Genomic DNA, 17,242 nt, shown 5'->3' on the forward strand with positions numbered 1-17,242 from the left:
TCGCATCATGTGGCGGCTCCATGCCGACCACGGACAGAAGCATGAGCCCTGCGACGAGATCACGGCGGGAGAGGCTTGACCGAACCGGCCCGATTGCAGAAGGCGTACTTAATGCAGGTTAAGCCCAAACGGTCTCCGATCCGGTAGGGTGGGCTCTGTTGCGAAGTTGGCCGACATGCGTCGGAATGGCTGGACGCTGGAAGGAGCCAAGCCGTGTCGGACGTGCTCGCCAAGGCCGTGCGGTTCATCAGCCAACAGCTCGACCTCCAGGCCGCGTGGCATCGGCAGTGTTGCCAGCAGCCATCATCACTCGCCTACATTACGTGCTAACGTCACGCTGAAGGGCACTGTTGGGGGATTCGTCCGTAAAACGGCACGATCATTCCAGCAGTGCCCTCCAGCCGTGCTCTCGTCGCGCGTCACATCATCAGGCGGGGTTCGGGGATGCCCTGGACGCCGGGCTCGAACATCAGGACGCGCCCGCCATGGGGATCATCTGCCAGGTCCGCCGGTCCGCGGCTGAGCGAGGTGACGAGCATCGTCCGCCGGTCCGGTCCGCCAAAGGCGCACATGGTCGGCTTGCGCATGGGCACCTCGATCCGGCGGTCGAGGTGCCCCTTGGGTGTGAAGCGCTTGATGCAGCCCTCGTCCAGACAGCAGATCCAATAGCAGCCGTCCACGTCCACCGCGGCGCCGTCCGGCCGGCCGACCATCGCGCGCATGTCGATGAAGGGGCGGCGGTTTCGCGCGGTGCCGGCGTCGGGGTCATAGTCGAACACCCAGACCATCCGCACGTCGCGGTGACTGTCCGACGCGTAGAAGGTTCGCCCATCCGGGCTGAAGGCGGAACCGTTGGGGATCACGTAACCGTCCAGCCCCGTCTCGACCAGCCCGTCGGCGCGGGTGAAACGGAACCACGCGCCGGACGCGTCGCCCTTGGTGATGTCCATGACCATGCTGGACATCCAGAACCGCCCCTGCCGATCGCAGCGCCCGTCGTTGAAGCGCATGCCCTCCTTGGGGAAGCGGTAGGACGCGAGGCGGGTGACCACCGCCTCCTCGCTTCCCTCCGGCAGGTCCACGTCGAAGACGCCGGTCTCGCAGGCGCAGACGACGCCACCGTCCGGCCGCAGGACGAGGCTGCCGATCAGCTCCGGCAGGCTCCAACGGAGGCGCTTGCCGGTGGATGGGTCCAGCCGGAAGACGCTGCGCGCCGGGATGTCGATCCAGGTCCACTGGAGGCGCTCGTCATCCCAGACCGGGCTCTCGCCGGTGCCGTTGCGCAGGTCGGGATCGATGATCGCATCGATCCCGATGGTCGTGATGGTGGTCATTCGGCGCCTCCTGCCGGATTGGGGGCCAACGCGGCGTCCCGCGTCGCGCCTTTGGCGGCTTTGGAACGCCGCATGAAACCGCGCACCAACGGGAACAGGAGCGTGAAGCCGGCGATGATAAGCAGAATCGCGGTGATCGGCCGGTTGTAGAGGAAGTCGTAGCTGCCGTTGGACAGCGACAGCGCGCGGCGGAAGTTGGCCTCGGCCATCGGCCCCATGATGAGGGCGAGCACCACGGGGGACGCCGGGAAATCCCACTTCTGCATGAAGTAGCCGACGACACCCGCCGCCAGCATGATGGCGATGTCGAACATGCTGTTGTTGATGGCGTAGGTGCCGACGATGCACAGCGCCAGGATGACCGGCGTCAGCACCGACTTCGGCATCTGCAGGATGCGGCCCATCACCCGAAGCGAGCTGAGGCCGATCACGAGCATCAGGACGTAGCAGACCAGCATGCCGGCGAACAGCGTGAAGACCAGGTCGGCGTGCTCGCGGAACAGCAGCGGACCGGGCTGCAGGCCCTGCAGCGTCAGGGCACCCAGCATCACCGCCGTGACCGCGTCGCCGGGGATGCCCAACGTCAGCATGGTCAGCAGCGCGCCGCCGGTGCAGCCGTTGGCGCCGGATTCGCAAGCCGCGACGGCGGCCAGTTCGCCCTTGCCGTAATTCTCCGGCGTCTTGCTGAAGCGCTTGGCCTCGTTGTAGGCGACGAAGGCGGCGATGTCGGCGCCGGCGCCGGGGATCATACCGATGACGGTGCCGAGGCCAGAGGACCGGACCACCGTGCCCAATATGCGGCGGAACGTGCTCCAGGGCGGGATGATGCGGCTCAGCATCGCGGCCGCCCCGTTGCGGACCGCCGGGTCTTCCATCGCCTTGAACGCTTCGGCGGCGGCGAACAGGCCGATCATCACGGGAATGAACGGAACGCTGAACAGCTCCGTGTAACCGCCGGTGAAGCGTGGGAAGCCGCCCATCGGGTCCAGGCCGATGGTCGCGATCAGCAGCCCGAGGAAGCCGGCGATCAGGCCCTTGATAACCGACTTGCCGGCGATGCTGGCGATGATGCTGAGGCCGAACACGGCGAGCGCGAAGCTCTCCGACGCGCTGAATTCCAGCGCGAAGCTGGCCAGCACCGGCGCCAGAAAGATCAGCACGAGAACACTGAAGGTGCCGCCGAGGAAGGAGGAGAAGGTGGCCGTGCCGAGCGCGATGCCCGCCTGGCCCTTCTTGGTCAGCTCGAAACCGTCCATGGCCGTGGCCGCGGCGGCGGGGGTTCCGGGGATCTTCAGCAGGATGGCGGTGACCGAACCGCCGTAGATGCCGCCGAAGAACACGCCGCAGATCATCAGCAGGCCGGACAACGGGTCCATGCCAAAGGTGAAGGGCAGCAGGATCGCAACGCCCATGGTCGCGGTCAGGCCCGGCAGGGCCCCGATCACGATGCCAACCGCCACGCCCACCACCGAGAGGAGCAACGCGAAGGGCTGTGACAGGAGCGTCTGGAAGCCCTTGAGAAGCATGTCGAGTTCGTACATGTCGTCTCTCCGAAAGGAGATGGAACGCGGCTATTCGAAGAGGCTGCCCACGGGGAGCGGGACCTGAAGGCCGGTCGAGAAGGTGATGTAGATGACGGCGGTCACGACGACCGCGATCAGCGGATTGAGCAGCTTGTTGCGCTGGCCCATCAGCCACATCACGCTGGACAAATAGACCACGGTGGCGGCGGCGTAGCCGACGTAGGTCATGCCGATCAGGCAGACCGCCGTCAGACCGATGCCCACCGCGACGTTCACGCGACTGGCAAAACGCCCGGCACCACCGGTCGTGTCTTGCGGTTCGGCCTCCGTCACTGGTTTGCGGAGCGTGTTGATGATCAGGATCGTGCACAGGGCGATCAGCGCGACGGCGTAGATGATCGGAAAGCGGGCCGGACCCACGTCCGTCGCCAAGGACGTGGCGGGGAAATCGCCCGTGGCGACGATCGCGGCGATCGCAACGGCGATCACGAGTGCTGCGATGATCAGGTTGGCGAGGCGGTCGGTCCGGCTCAACCCGGAATGGCCGTCATTGGAAGGAGAATGGGCGGAAGGAGAGTTGTCGGACGGGGAAGAGTGGCTCATGGTGGTGCCTCCTCGGCGGCGGCTCTCCGGCGGTCACCCCGCCGGAGAGCCGCGCTTGTCCTACTTGGCCATACCGAGCTTGGTCATGAGGTCCTTGAAGAAGGCGTTGTCCTTCTCCATGACGGCGCGGAACTCGGGACCATCAGCGTAGGCGTGGGTGAGGTTCATCTTCGCCAGGGAGTCACGGAAGGCTTGCTCGTCGGCGGTGTTCTTCGCGGCCAGGCGCAGCGTGTCAACGACGTTCTGCGGCGTCTTCTTCGGAACGACGATGCCGCGCCACGTGTAGACCGCGAGGTCGATGTTCTTCTCCTTGAGCGTCGGCACGTCGGGGAAGTTGGTGGCGCGCTTGTCGGCCATCACCGCCAGGATGCGCAGCTTGCCGGCCGAAACATGGTTGACGACCTCGGCGGGGCTGACGGTGACCGCCTCGATGTGGTTGCCGAGAAGGGCCGTCACCGCCGGGTTGGCGCCGTCGTAGGGAATGTGGTTGAACTTGACGCCCGCCTTGTCCTGGAGCGCTTCGGCGGCGAGGTGCCAGATGGCCCCGGTGCCGGAGTTGCCGATGCGGATCTTGCCGGGGTTGGCCTTGGCGTGGGCCAGGAACTCCTCGACGGTCTTCCAGGGCGCATCCGCGTTGACGGTGATGGCGCTGGGCTCCGCATTGAGGCGGGCGATGGGCGTGAAGTCGTCCACCGAGAAGCGCGCCACGCCCATGTGCGGCAGCATGGTGATTTCCACCGTGCCGACGCCGATCTTGTAGCCGTCGGGGCGCGCGGCCATGATCTCGCTCAGGCCGACGGCACCGGCGCCGCCGGTCTTGTTCACCACGCCGATCGACTGCGGCAGGTGCTTCTTCGCGGCGTCGGCGAAGGCGCGGGCCACCAGATCGGTGCCGCCACCCGCAGCGTACGGCACAATCAGTTCGATCGGCTTGAACGGGTATTCAGCGGCGGAGGCGCCGGCCGTCATAAGGCCGACCGAAACGACGGTGGCGGCAACGGCACAGGATACGGACAGATACGACTTCATTGGGGTCTCCCTTTGTAACCCTGCCCTCATTGGGGGGCATTGCTCGTTGAAAAAGGTAAGAGGTTCGCGTCGCGGTGGGCTGCTGAGCCCGGACCACGCCTCCAGACGGCAGCAGGAGAACGCGCGGTGTTGGGGGATGCCGGCGTTAGGGGGGATGCCGCTCCTTCCAGGCGGCAACGAAGCGCGCGGCCCGTTCGGCAACCTGTTCCGGCCGCATGCCCGGCGCGTACAACGCCGAGCCGAGGCCGAAGCCGGTCACGCCGACGTCAAGGTAGGGTCCCATGGTCTCCGGGGAAATGCCACCGACCGGCATCAGGCGGGTTCCGTGGGGAAGCACCGCGCGCATGGCCTTGACGACCACGGGCGAGATCAGCTCACCCGGAAACAGCTTCAGGGCATCGGCCCCGGCCCGCAGAGCGGCGAAGGCCTCGGTCGGGGTGGCGACTCCGGGCAGGCAGATCATGCCCCGCTGCTTCGCCGCGCGGATCACCTCCGTGTCCGCGTGCGGCATCACCACGAGATCGGCGCCGAGCGCGCTCAGGCGCTGCGCCTGCTCGACCTCCAGCACGGTGCCGGCGCCGACCAGCGCCTCCGGCGGCAGCAGGCGGCGCAGGGCCGCGATGCTGTCGAACGGGTCGGGCGAGTTCAGCGGCACCTCGATGAGGCGAAAGCCGGCGTCGTACAGCACCCGTCCGATGCCCTCCGCCTCCACCGGTTTCAGGCCGCGCAGGATGGCGACCAGCGGCAGCGCCGCCAGCGCGCCTTCCAGGCGTGTTGCACGATCGGTGTCAATCATGGAGCGTCTCCTTCGCCGGAACGATCAGGCCGGCGGCGACCGCGAATTGGAAGAGCCCGCGCGGCGCGGTGTTTCCGATCTGCGCCGCCGGCTTGATGCCGAGAACGCTGAGCGCCTGCCCATAGCGGCGGCACAGCGCGCCCTCGCCGATCAGCAGAAGCGGCGTGTCGCCATCCAGCGCCTCCTGCATCCGCGCGGAGCCCGAGACCAGCTCGTGTCCGATGAGCAGGCCGGACAGGTAGTCTTTCAGCAGCTCCGGCGCCATGCGGCGGGTGAGGCCAAGGGTGCGGGTGGCGAACAGCTGGTGCGGCAGATCGCCGGGACGGCTGTCGCGCGCCGCCTGGACGCCGGACACGAAGGCCGCCGCGGCCGCGGCGGCATCCGCGGGGACGCCCTCCGGCATCAGCCGGCCGAGAATCGAGTGCTTGCACAGCACGGCGAAGAGTTCGCCGGTCATGTAGGTCGCGAAGCCGACGATCCGGCCGTCCTTGATCCGCACCCATTTGGAATGCGTGCCCGGCATGGCCATGCAGGCCTGGCTGGCCCAGGTCGGATGCTCGGCGAGCGCCCCGGCGATCTGGATCTCCTCGCCGCGGATCACGTCTGGGGCGCCGCCGTCCGGAGCGTCCTCATCCGGGGCGAACATCAACCCCGGCGCAATCAGGATCGGAACGCCCAGGGCGCTGTCCACCGAGACCGCGCGCGAGGCGAGACTCTGCGTGTCGGCCGGGCAGGCGACGTAGGGGGCTTCCTTCCACCCCTGGGCGCTGCCGACCATGCCGCCGGCCACCACCGGCAAGCCCGGCCAGCGGCTCAGCCAGTCGCCGCACAGCTCGGCGAACGCGCGTTCGAAACCTGCGATGCCGGCGACCGGCAGATTCTGGATCCCGTGCGCGCTCGCGCGCTGATCGACGATCGCGCCGGAGGCATCCATTAAGAAGGCACGCAGACTGGACGTGCCCCAGTCGAGCGCAAGGAGCACCGGCCGTGTGGCCGGTGGGTCCTCGGCCCGGTTCGTTACCGTGTCCATCCCAGCTCCTTCGAGATCGCGTAGGCGGTGGCGCGAACGATCGGCCCCAGTTCCGCCATACGGTCATCGGACATGTAATGGCTGGCGCTCGCCACGCTGACGGCCGCCACCACCTTGTTGCTGATGTCGCGCACCGGCGCGCCGACGCAGCGGACGCCGATCTCGTTCTCTTCGAGGTCGAACACCCAGTCCCGCCGGAGATACTCCGCCATCTGCTTTTCGTATTTCGGCCAAGGGATCGACCGCAGCCCTTCGCGATCAGCCGGCCCGGCCTTCTTGGCGTTGCTGTAGAGCTCGTGCCAGCGCGACGGCGGCTCCCCGAGCATGAGCGCCTTGCCCACGCCGGTGGAGGCCATCGGCATCCGATGCCCGACGCGCGAGCGCATCTCAAGCCCGCGCGTGCTGGAAATCTTGTCGAGATAGAAGACGTCGTTTCCATCAACGACGCCGAGGTGAACGGTGTCGCCGGTGCGTTGCGCCAACGCCTCGATATAGGGCCGGGCCAGGGCGACCAAGGGGCGCTGCTCCAGGGCCTTCATGCCCAGCTGGATCAACTTCGGCCCGAGCAGGTAGCCCTTATAGGGCACATGGTGCAGATAGCCTTCCGCCACCAGGCTGTTCAGCATGCGATGGACCGTGCTGCGCGGCGTGTTCAGCCGCGCGGCGATGCCCTTCACTTCGTTCGTGCCGGCCGCGACGCATTCGAGCAGCGCGAGGCCGCGCAGAAGGGTCTGCGTGCCGGCTCCCTGCCGCTTCTCCGTCGTGACCGGATCGTCTTGGTCCGCGGTATCGTGCATGGCGCTGCTCCTCACGGGGTGTCGCTGCCGCCTCGTCGCCAACAGTAGACACCATTTCGCAGCGCTGTCAAATACAAGAAATTATGATCATATAGTGAGACACCTCATCGCGCCGGATTCCAGCCGTCGATAACGACCCAGCTTGACCAAAACTCCGGTCTTGAATAGCATTCCCTTATCTTATGAAAACTTGTTTCACTATTTGAGACACCAAGGCGGTGCGGCAAGCCCCCTCCAAAGCTCACGCCACGCCCCCACGAATGCCGATGGACGGCATCGTCGCGCGTGGCTCCGCAGCGACGATCACAAAAGGAAACCGCGATGTTTGACGATCTGAAGGGCAAGCGCGTTCTGATCACCGGCTCCACCCAGGGCATCGGTTTGGCCGCGGTGGAGGCCTTCGCGCGCGCCGGCGCCAAGGTCGGCATGAACAGCTTCCGGACCCCCCCGGACCTGGAGGGCACGCTCGCCCGCCTGAACGGGCTGGGCGGCGAGGTCGCCTTTCTTCAGGGCAACGTGGCGTCCAGCGAGGAATGCGGCCGCCTGGTGCAGGCCTTCGTCGAGCGCTTCGGCGGCATCGACGTGCTGATCAACAACGCCGGCGGCCTCGTCGGCCGCAAGCCGCTGCCGGAGATCGACGACGACTTCTTCGACGCGGTGATGAACCTGAACGCGCGCTCCGCCCTGATGGTCACGAAACACGCTTTGCCCCACCTGAAAGCCGCGGCGGAGCAGAGCGGCACCACCACGTCGGTGATTCTGGTCGGCTCGTTCGCCGGCTACACCGGCGGTGGCCCCGGCGCCGGCCTGTACGGCGCTGCCAAGGCGTGGCTGCACAACATCCAGAAGAACTGGGTGACCTTCCACACCAAGGATGGCATTCGCTTCAACGCCGTGTCGCCGGGCACCTTCGACACCGCCTTCCACGCCGACAAGGATGCGGAGACCAAAGCCCGCATTTCCGCCGGCATCCCGATGGGCCGGTTCGGCCGTCCGGAGGATTCCGCGCCGGCTTTCCTGTTCCTGGCCTCGCACGCCTGCAGCGGGTACATCACGGGTCAGATTCTCGACATCAACGGCGGCCAGTACATGCCGTGATGCTCTGAGGTGTTCCTTTGGGGGAAGCCGCCGCTTTTTCGGCGCTTCCCCTCGCCTTCGGGAGCTCGCACCATGAAAGCAGCCATCGGAGCCGCGCTGGCGGTCCTGCTGCCATCGGTCTCTGCTTTTGCGGCAGAAGCCGGGCATTTCGACTACTCCACCAGCGCCGCGGCGCAGAGCACCGTTGGCCTGCTGCTCGTCCTGCTGTTCGCCTTGCTCATCATCGAGGCGTGTCACAAGACTCTGGCGGCGGCGCTCGTGGTCGGGACGATGCTGCTCATCTCGGCGGCAACGCCCTTGCGGATCATGGATTTCGACGCTGCGGCACGGGCTGTGGACTGGAACGTGATCTTCCTGCTCGGCAGCATGATGGCGATCGTCTCGGTGTTGGTCGAAACGCGGATCTTCGACTGGCTGAACGCGCGCATGGTGCGCTGGGCCAAAGGACGACCCACGGTGCTGGCCAACATTGTCATCGCCGGCACCGGCTTCCTGTCGGCCTTCGCCGACAATGTCACCACCGTGTTGTTTATGGCCCCGGTCGTCTCCAAAGCCGCGAAAAGCCTGCGCCTGTCGGTGTGGGCGCTGGCGATGCCGATGATCATGGCGGCCAACATCGGCGGCACCGCCACTCTCATCGGCGATCCACCCAACGTCATCGTCGGCGTGGCCAGCGGCTTGGCCTTCATGGATTTCATCTATTTTCTGGCCGTCCCGGTCATCTTCATGATGATCGCGCTGTGCTCCTTCTCCGCCTTCTGGTACCGGCTCGATTTGAGAGACGCGCATGCCGGAGATCCCGAGAGTGTGGAGGAGGTCAAACTGATCGATCCCACCGTGCTCGCCTGGACCTTGGGCGTGGTGGCGCTGACGTTCGCCGGGTTCTTCACGCACAGCCTGACGCATCTGCCGGTGGGCGTCATCGCCTTCGCCGGCGCGGCGCTGACCATGATCGGCCGCCACGCCATCCTGTGGCGCACGCTGGGGGCCAAGAAAGCCGAGCATGTCTTCACCCATTCCTTCGAGCGCGGAATCGAGTGGCTGACGCTTGGTTTTTTCATTTTCCTGTTCATGGCCATCAGCGCCGCCGAGCACACGGGTCTGATCGCCAGCGCGGCCGGAGAGTTGCAGGTTCTGGTCGATGCGGTGTCGGCAGGGTTCGGCCTGGGAATACAGGCCAAACTTCTGGTGGCGGCGCTGATGATCCTGGTGTTCAGCGCGGTCGCGTCGGCCGTGGTGGACAACATTCCCTACACGATCGCGGCGGTGGCGATCGTGCGCGTTCTGGTGGCCAGCTTTTCGACGGAGTTGGAAGCGACCGGGATGACGGAGGCGGAGGTTGCCTTGGCGACGAACGTCCTATGGTGGTCCCTGGCACTGGGAGCATGCCTGGGGGGCAACGGGACGCTGATCGGGGCGAGTGCCAATGTCACGACGGTCGGGCTTCTGGAGAAGGACGGGCACCACATGCCGTTCGTCGGCTTCCTGAAGTTCGGTTTGCCGGTGATGGCGATCACGGTCCTGATCTCGGCCGTGTACCTGAGCTGCTACGTTTACGTCGGCGGGGTTGAGACAAACCTGATTGGCGCCGCTGCTTTGGGTGTGCTCGCCGTCCTGGCCGTGGCGCGGCACGTCGTCCGCCGTTCGCTGTCCAGCGCGGCCCAGGCACAACGCTCGGCACAACGCTTGCCCTCTTGATACCGGATTCCAGCGTGGTGCGGTGCAACTGGCGCCGGGTCTTCGGCTGCAGGCCATGGGCGCGCATCGGCCGGGCGACGCGGTGTCGCTTTTTTAGGATCTCGCGCTCCTGGCGCAGTCGTTTATTCTCACGCTGGAGGCGACGGGCTTCTTCTTCCAAGGACATTTTCCTTGCTGGAGCAGCTGGACCGTTCAGCATTGGCGCTGCGTGCTCTTCATAATCGCGGCGCCAACGGCGCAGCAGGCTCTCTCCGATCCCAAGATCGTCGACGATCTGGCTGATCGGGGGCTCACCTTCGGTGACCAGCTTGACGGCTTGCGCCTTGAACTCCGGCGTGAAGAACCGCCGCTTACCCTGTCCCATCCAACACCCCACGGATCATACGATCCAGGCGAGGTGTCCACCAACCAAGGGACAGATCACTTCATTGTGCCCTGGTTCGCTGCTTTCCCAGCGCGCTTAGTACTACAGCGGGGATTTATCGGAGGTGATGCTGGGCAAGAGCAGTTGTTGAACGTGGGTCGGCAAGGAGGATCCACAGATGACGGCTCTCGGCGAGGCGGACAGGTGGGCGAACGCCCTGGAAGATCTGGTGGAACAACTGGCGCCCCGCTTTCGTCGCGTGGAGGTGCGGCAGCGGGCGTTGAGCTATCTCCGCGGGCTGCTGGCTCCACTGGAGCGCAAGAACGGCTGGCATCTGGCGGAAGCCACAGGTGATCGCACGCCGGACGCCCTGCACGACTTTCTCGGTCGCGCTCGCTGGGATGCCGCGGCGGTCCGCGATGACCTGCAAGCCTACGTCAGTGAGCATTTGGGGGATGCCGATGGCGTGCTGGTGCTCGACGAGACCGGTTTTCTCAAGAAGGGCACCCGCTCGGTCGGCGTCAAACGCCAATACTCCGGCACCGCCGGGCGCACCGAGAACTGCCAAGTCGCCGTGTTCCTCGGCTATGCCAGCCGCCACGGGCGGGCGCTGATCGACCGCGCGCTGTACCTGCCCGAGGAATGGGCGGCGGATGCCGGCCGCCGGCGTCTGGCCGGGGTGCCGGAGGGAGCCGGGGTCTGCTGGTGCGCCGCTCGATCGCCGAGCCGAACGCGCTGACCTACTACCTGACCTTCGCGCCGGAGGGCACGCCGTTGCCAACGCTGGTGCGGATTGCCGGCACGCGCTGGACCGTGGAGTCGTGTTTCGAAGCCGCCAAGGGCGAAGTTGGGCTCGACCAGTACGAGGTGCGCACCTGGACGGCATGGCACCGCCACGTCACGCTGGCCATGTTCGCCTTGGCCTTTCTCACCGTCGCCCGAGCGGCGGCTATCGGGGGGCGAGGAGCGCGTCGATCTGTCGGCCGATTTGCTGCCCCTCACCGTGCCGGAAATCCGCCGCCTGCTTGCCTCCTGGATCGGCCTGCCACCACCAGAACCCACCGCCGTTATCGCTTGGTCCGTCTGGCGACGACGTCACCAGCAACAAGCGCGCCAGTGCCACTGGAGCCGCCGTACCCAAACTGGTAAATCCCCACTGTAGTACTAAACCGCACCCCGGCGACCCTGCCAACCCAAACTTGACGGTGCTCGCCACAGCTCCCCGCAGCCTGCCGCAGCAGACATTTCAGGCCACCCCCAATTCGGACTTCTTTTCCCTTGCGCCGCAGCGGTCGTCCACACATGACAGTGCCGACCCAAAAGGCGGGACGGTCGGGCCTCGCCTGGAAAGCCGTGGTCAGCCGGCGGCAGGCCCCATTAGCTGGTCCGGCAACCACGTCGCGATGCCCGGAAACACACACAGCGCAACAATGGCCAGCAGCATGCATCCGACGTAGGGGGCCGCTCCCCACAGGATTTTGGACAGTGGCACATCGGGGGCGATGCCATTGATGACGTACAGGTTCAGGCCGACCGGCGGGGTGATCAGCCCGACCTCCATGTTTATGGTCAGGATGACACCGAACCAGACCGTGTCGAAACCGGCTGCCGTGATGATCGGCAACAGGATCGGCGTGGTCATCAGGATGATGGCCGCCGGCGGCAGAAAGCAGCCGGCCACCAACAGCAGAAGGTTGATCGCCGCCATCAGGACCCAGCGGTTGACGTCGAGTGCGGCGATCCACTGCGCCAGCGACTGGGTCAGATACAGGTTCGTCAGCATGTAGCCAAACAGGATTGAGGCAGCGATGATCATCAGGATCATCACCGATTCCTTGGTCGTGTCGCGGAAGATCGCGACCAGATCCTGGATGCGCCACATCCGGTACAGCACGATGGCGAGCAGCAGGCAGAACAGCGCCCCCACGCCCGCCGCCTCAGATGGGGTCGCCACGCCGCCGTAGAGCGCCCACATCACGGCGCCGATGATCGCCAGGAAGGGCAGCACCTTGGGTAGGGAGGCGAACTTCTCCCGCCACGACCAGCGGAAATCGGGCGCGTAGGCCATGTGTCCGCTGCGGCGCACGGCGAACCACGTCCAGATCATGAAGAGCCCGGTCAGCAGGATGCCCGGCACGACGCCGGCCAGGAACAGCCGGCCGATGGAGGTCTCGGTGGCGATGCCGTAAAGGATGAAGGTCAGGCTGGGCGGAATCAGGATGCCCAGCGTGCCGCCGGCCGCGATGGACCCGGTGGCAATCTCGTCCGGGTAGCCGCGCTTGCGCATCTCCGGGATACCCATCTTGCCGATGGCCGCACAAGTCGCGGGCGAGGATCCCGTCAAAGCCGCGAACAGCGCGCAGGCCCCGAGGTTGGAGATCACCAGACCGCCGGGCACCCGGTAGAGCCAGCGGTCCAACGCCTCGTACAGATCGCGGCCGGCGCGCGAGGAAGCGACCGCCGCCCCCATCAGCACGAACATAGGGATTGAGACCAGCGTGAAGTCGTCGAGTCCGCCCATGAAGGTTTCAGCCAGGAAATCCAAGCTGTGCGGCCCCTCGAACACGACCAACGCCGCAACCGAGACGAGCCCCAACGAAAAGGCGATGGGCATCCCCGTCATCATCACGAGGATCGTCCCGGCGAGCACGAAGGCTCCCATGACGACGGGACTCATTGCAGGGTATCCACATGCATGGGGAAGGACTCGACCAGCGCCTCGGTGCCCGTTTTGGCCGGCAAGCCGAAGGGCAGCGTCCGGCCGGTCATGAGGCTGAGGATGTCCGCGACAAACTGCAATGACAGGATACCCATGCCCACGGGCAGCGCCAGATAGGGGATCCACAGCGGAACGCGCCACAGCGTGTCGGAATGCCAGTCCTTGGACCAAGCCTCATGCCAGAAATGCGCCCCGTACCACGCTAGCAGCAGGCAAAAGCACAGCGAGCCCGACGACGCCACCAGGGCCAGCCAGAAACGGACACGCTGCCCCGCATAGATCGGCACGATGTCCATGTTGACGTGGCCGCGATGCAGGGCGACGTAGGGGCTGCCCAGCAGGGTCGAGGCGATCAGCGCGTAGATCACGAACTCGGTCTGCCAGATGGTCGGCTGGCCGAAATAGTAGCGCTGGACCACCATGTGCGTGACCACGCCGATCGAGACGAGGATCAGCGTGGCCGCGATGAAACCGCAGATCCGGGACAGCAGCGCCACGCTTCGGATGAAACGGTCCATGATGGCCTCTTTCCGGGGCCATCCGGATGCCGAGGCACCTGGATGGCCGGGGCATGACGTGTGTTATTGGACGGCCAGCGCCTTGTCGATCAGAGCCTGACCGTTCGGAACCTCGGTGGCGAAGGTCTTGTACGAGGTCTCTTTGGCAAGCTTGCGCCAGGCGTCGGCCTGCTCGGCGGTCATGTAGACGATCTGCACGCCGGCTTTCTGGAACAGCTCAACCATCTGCTTATCGGCTTCAGCGGCCTTCTCGAAGCCGTAGTCCTCCGCCTTTTTCGCGGCGGCGAGCAGCGCTTCCTTTTGCTTCGGGTTCAGCCGGTCGAAGGTGCGCTTGGACATCAGCAGCGGCTCGTACATGAACCACAGGGCCTGTTCGCCCGGCGGGGTCATGCACTTGACCTGCTCCTGCAGGCGGTAGGAACTGAAGCTCTCCGACGAGGTGTTGGCGCCGTCCAGCACGCCGGTCTGCATCGCCGTGTAGATTTCCGAACTGGGCATGGAGGCCAGCGATGCGCCCGCGCCGGCCAGCATCTTTTCGAACATCGGCCCGGCGGCGCGCATCACCTGCCCCTTCGCGTCGTCAGGATTGAGGATGCACTGCTTCTTGGACGCAAAGCCGCCGGCAAGCCAGCTGTCGGCGATCACCATGATGCCTTCGCTTTCGACGATCTTCTTGATTTCATCCATGAAAGGTGACTTGGACAGCCGCTTGGCGTGTTCGTGGTTCTTCACGAGACCCGGCATGAGCGTCGCGCTGAACTGCGGGTGCTTTCCGGCGGCGTAGTCCAGCGGGAAGAGGGAGATATCGATCTGTCCCTTCGACAGGGCGTTCCACTGCTCGCGCGGCTTCACCAGGGATGAGCCGGGGAAAACGCGAACCTCCAGCCCGACGTTGGCCGCGTTCAACTCCTTCGCGATGATCTGAATCATTTCGTCGCGGAAGTCGCCCGTGCCGCTTGGCCATTGGTGCGAGGCCTTCAACGTCTGTGCGGCGGCGGGGGACGCGACGGTAATGGGCAACGTCAGCAGGCCCGCGATCATGGCTGCGGACGCGGTGCGGCACAGGACATCCAGGGATCTCATGAGCGCTCCTCCACGGTGATTCGCATGCTTTGCGCATGGAATTGCATGCTGGCCGCATGCATTGGGTTGTTGGTTTTTATACGCCGTTGCCATTTTATGAGCAATATTGCACTTTCCGCGTAGGAAATAGTTTTAACTGTATACCGACTCTGGAAGGCGGACAATTCGACCTTGGGCTTCGGAGGTCCGCCACATGTCGAACGGCGCATACTTCAGCGACCTGCTTCAGAGCATCGCCAAGTGCGGCCGTGCCCTGCTCGGGCGCAGCCGTGCGCCGGAGGGGAACTCGGGCGACCTCGGCGCTGTGCGACGCGCTGCTGTTGCGGCGTGGCGAGGCATCGAGCGTGGCGCTGGGGCGCGAGGTGCTGGACCGCCACGCGGCCCTTGATCCGGAGGGGCGGCGGGCCTTTCATGTTGGGCGAACATTATGGTCCCGACCGCGCGTGGCTGGACAAGGCCCTCGAAGCCATCCGCATCCGGGGCGACAAGGCGGCGGCGGTGGAATGCACATGGCCGCCAAGCCGCGCTGGCAGGAACTGATCCGGCGCCTGAACTTGGCGCCCTGCGGCACTCTCGCTGTCCAGGATGTCAGCGCATGACGTCTACGAACAGCTTCTGAGCAGGAAGCCGGCCAGAGCTGTTATGGCGGCGCAGAGCTTCGGCACAGGTCAAAAGTTGCATGATCGTCCTCCCGAAGGCGCTCATCAGTGGAACGTCGGCAACCCGACCCATCGCGTCAGCTCGCGCAGGACCTCGCGCGCGATGATCCGCGATCCGCGTGCGGCCCGCATCTACGCATTCGGAAACCGGCGGGCCATTTGACAAGGCCTTCAGGTCGAATCCTCGCTCCTCTGCGTTCTGCTCTCTCCCAAAGCGTACCCCCGCTTCAGCCGGATCGGGTCTACGCTACGTGGTCCCCACACGCTCTGGCGCGCGGACATCCGTGAGAGGAGGTCGCCATGACGATGGCTCGACGCACGATAGCCGCGGTTTTTGGATTGTTCTGGCTGGTTTTTGGCGGCTGTGGCAGCGCCAATAACGCAAAGCCGGATTGAACCGCAGCTGACATGCGATGCGGAAGCCCGATCGCCCGCCAAGAAAGCAAAGCGCATCCGATGGCTTGTGCGTCTGGGTTGCTTTGTCCGTTTTAATTCTTCCGCTCTGCGGCTGTGCTGTGGGAGCGGTTGCCGACGTTGTTTCGATTGGGACGTCCGGCAAATCTGTCGCTGATCATGTCCTGAGTGTGCTTACTGGGGAAGATTGCAACCTCTTCCAAGCTGCCTTACGGTCTGACCACACTGTCTGTGAAGCGCGCGAAACTGAAGTAACAACGCGCGATTTCAAGGAACTCTCCGATCCCGGAAATTTGCCTGCAATTCCCACTGTTGATCCATTGTCTGCCACTAGCCCAGGTGATGATCCTGGCGGCTTTATTGATTCGGGATTGGGTGGTGAGCCGGGCGGGCAATCTGGCAATAATCTATATTGATAATATGATATCATCTTTCCGGATCAATAATATGTGTTGCGCTAAACCATCTATTATCGTCGGCAGCCGCTACTAAATGATACACTGTTCAAGGCAGAGTGCCTTTCTGCCGAGCGTTGTTGCGCGAATCGCCGCTCTCCGGATCGACAGCCACGTGCAATCGGCGCCCGCTGCGGCGGGGCATGCGGGGTCTCGGCTTCAGCGCCCGGCGTGATACCGCCGCCGCCAAGCGGTTCTTTCAAAGAGCCCTGGCCCGACCGAACACAGTCAATCCCCCGCACCATCACGGTCGACAAGAACGCCGCTTACCCCCAGGCGGTGGCCCACATGACGTGGGGCAGACGGCTCTGGCGCTTCGCCAGACTGCGCCGGGTCAAGTATCTCAACATTGTTGAGCAAGATCATCGGCGAATAAAGCGGCTGGTCCGGCCTAGGCTCGGCTTCAAGAATTTCTGAACCGTGTGGCGCACCCTGGTCTGTTATGAGATTTTGACGATGGTGAGAAAAGGACAGGTGAAAGCAATCACGGGAGACGACATCGTCGCCTAGGCCGCCTTCGTGAACGCGTTGTTCGATGGTGCCGCCTGAGAACAGCACAACACCACAGCGATTTTGTCTCCATCAGAACTTTGCAACAGAGCCGTCAGCGCAGCGCGTCCATCCCGCTCGCCAGCCCGTTGGGCGAGACGTTGACGGTCATGGTCTGCGTGCTGGCGTAGGGCATCATCCCAACCTGGATGCGCTTGGCCTTGCGCAATGCGGCGAGGGTCGGGCCGTTGAGCGGCACGGCAGCCATGCAGCCATCCTGCACGCATTGCTGGTAGACCAAGGTCAGCTGAGGGCTGTCGTCCACCTTCAGCGCGATGCCCGCGCGCAGGTCGACGCCCAACGGCAGCAGGAGCACCAGCATTGGTTCCTCCTTTGGCCCCAAATAGCCGACCGACGTTTTGAGCAGGCGCGCGTTGCTCTCCTTCAGGAGCTGCGTCTGCGACAGGAAGCAACGGGTCTCGCCGCCCGGTGCCCGTTCGCACTCCACCGCCCAGTCGCCGAAGGTCTTGCCGGCGTGCGAAGCGGCCAGGACTGGGAAAGCGGCAAGGACGGACAAGGCCGTGAGTGAAGGGATGAAGAGGCGCATCGCGGGAGTCCAAGGAAATTTGCGAA

At 65.0% G+C, this 17,242-nt stretch carries 14 protein-coding genes and 2 pseudogenes; 4 read left to right on the plus strand and 12 right to left on the minus strand.

All coding sequences use genetic code 11. The features are described from left to right. Nucleotides 1–419: 419 nt before the first annotated feature. The 7 genes from J2852_RS29950 to J2852_RS29980 all read right to left on the minus strand — a co-directional run bounded on the left by J2852_RS29950 (nt 420) and on the right by J2852_RS29980 (nt 7,112). Complete coding sequence (locus J2852_RS29950; protein WP_209882751.1) at nt 420–1,334, minus strand: SMP-30/gluconolactonase/LRE family protein; 915 nt, start codon at nt 1,332–1,334, stop codon at nt 420–422. Continuing rightward, complete coding sequence (locus J2852_RS29955; RefSeq protein WP_209882753.1) at nt 1,331–2,875, minus strand: tripartite tricarboxylate transporter permease; 1,545 nt, start codon at nt 2,873–2,875, stop codon at nt 1,331–1,333. The genes J2852_RS29950 and J2852_RS29955 overlap by 4 nt, the downstream gene beginning before the upstream one ends. 30 nt (nt 2,876–2,905) lie before the next feature. Continuing rightward, nucleotides 2,906–3,460 carry a tripartite tricarboxylate transporter TctB family protein gene (locus J2852_RS29960; RefSeq protein WP_209882755.1) on the minus strand — a complete coding sequence of 185 codons (555 nt, stop codon included), beginning with the start codon at nt 3,458–3,460 and terminating at the stop codon, nt 2,906–2,908. A 60-nt stretch (nt 3,461–3,520) separates the two neighbouring features. Next, entirely contained in the window at nt 3,521–4,489 is a 969-nt protein-coding gene (locus tag J2852_RS29965; RefSeq protein WP_209882757.1) for a tripartite tricarboxylate transporter substrate binding protein, read from the minus strand. 145 nt (nt 4,490–4,634) lie between these two features. Next, on the minus strand, nt 4,635–5,285 hold the full coding sequence (locus tag J2852_RS29970; RefSeq protein ID WP_209882758.1) for a 2-dehydro-3-deoxy-6-phosphogalactonate aldolase: 651 nt from the start codon (nt 5,283–5,285) through the stop codon (nt 4,635–4,637). Beyond that, on the minus strand, nt 5,278–6,315 hold the full coding sequence (locus J2852_RS29975) for a 2-dehydro-3-deoxygalactonokinase (RefSeq protein WP_209882760.1): 1,038 nt from the start codon (nt 6,313–6,315) through the stop codon (nt 5,278–5,280). The genes J2852_RS29970 and J2852_RS29975 overlap by 8 nt, the downstream gene beginning before the upstream one ends. Continuing rightward, a complete protein-coding gene (locus J2852_RS29980) occupies nt 6,303–7,112 on the minus strand; it encodes an IclR family transcriptional regulator (RefSeq protein WP_209882762.1) in 810 nt (269 codons plus the stop codon). Before J2852_RS29980 ends, J2852_RS29975 begins: the two co-directional genes overlap by 13 nt. Nucleotides 7,113–7,433: 321 nt before the next feature. Here J2852_RS29980 and J2852_RS29985 point away from each other — a divergent pair, with 321 nt between their 5' ends. Both J2852_RS29985 and J2852_RS29990 read left to right on the plus strand, forming a co-directional pair. Next, nucleotides 7,434–8,210, plus strand: a complete 777-nt coding sequence (locus tag J2852_RS29985) for an SDR family NAD(P)-dependent oxidoreductase (RefSeq protein ID WP_209882764.1) — start codon at nt 7,434–7,436, stop codon at nt 8,208–8,210. A 72-nt stretch (nt 8,211–8,282) separates the two neighbouring features. Continuing rightward, on the plus strand, nt 8,283–9,908 hold the full coding sequence (locus J2852_RS29990; protein ID WP_209882766.1) for an ArsB/NhaD family transporter: 1,626 nt from the start codon (nt 8,283–8,285) through the stop codon (nt 9,906–9,908). A gap of 118 nt (nt 9,909–10,026) precedes the next feature. On the opposite strand, the pseudogene J2852_RS32465 reads toward J2852_RS29990, so the two are convergent. After that, nucleotides 10,027–10,272 (minus strand): annotated as a pseudogene (locus J2852_RS32465) (transposase); the annotation flags it as partial. A 178-nt stretch (nt 10,273–10,450) separates the two neighbouring features. Here J2852_RS32465 and J2852_RS29995 point away from each other — a divergent pair. After that, nucleotides 10,451–11,421: pseudogene (locus tag J2852_RS29995) on the plus strand (IS701 family transposase). Between the two features lie 208 nt (nt 11,422–11,629). Here J2852_RS29995 and J2852_RS30000 read toward each other — a convergent pair. The 3 genes from J2852_RS30000 to dctP all read right to left on the minus strand — a co-directional run bounded on the left by J2852_RS30000 (nt 11,630) and on the right by dctP (nt 14,592). Beyond that, nucleotides 11,630–12,949 (minus strand): TRAP transporter large permease, encoded by a 1,320-nt coding sequence (locus J2852_RS30000; protein ID WP_209882768.1) that lies wholly within the window; start codon nt 12,947–12,949, stop codon nt 11,630–11,632. Beyond that, on the minus strand, nt 12,946–13,509 hold the full coding sequence (locus J2852_RS30005) for a TRAP transporter small permease (protein WP_209882770.1): 564 nt from the start codon (nt 13,507–13,509) through the stop codon (nt 12,946–12,948). The genes J2852_RS30000 and J2852_RS30005 overlap by 4 nt, the downstream gene beginning before the upstream one ends. A 63-nt stretch (nt 13,510–13,572) precedes the next feature. After that, nucleotides 13,573–14,592 (minus strand): TRAP transporter substrate-binding protein DctP, encoded by a 1,020-nt coding sequence (dctP, locus tag J2852_RS30010; RefSeq protein WP_246500086.1) that lies wholly within the window; start codon nt 14,590–14,592, stop codon nt 13,573–13,575. A gap of 1,699 nt (nt 14,593–16,291) precedes the next feature. Here dctP and J2852_RS32470 point away from each other — a divergent pair. Beyond that, nucleotides 16,292–16,537, plus strand: a complete 246-nt coding sequence (locus J2852_RS32470) for a DDE-type integrase/transposase/recombinase (protein ID WP_209882772.1) — start codon at nt 16,292–16,294, stop codon at nt 16,535–16,537. Nucleotides 16,538–16,724: 187 nt separating this feature from the next. Here the strand turns inward: J2852_RS32470 and J2852_RS30020 are convergent, their stop codons facing one another. After that, on the minus strand, nt 16,725–17,216 hold the full coding sequence (locus tag J2852_RS30020) for an invasion associated locus B family protein (protein WP_209882774.1): 492 nt from the start codon (nt 17,214–17,216) through the stop codon (nt 16,725–16,727). Nucleotides 17,217–17,242: the final 26 nt, after the last annotated feature.

This window comes from Azospirillum soli (genome assembly GCF_017876165.1).
Classification (GTDB): domain Bacteria; phylum Pseudomonadota; class Alphaproteobacteria; order Azospirillales; family Azospirillaceae; genus Azospirillum; species Azospirillum soli.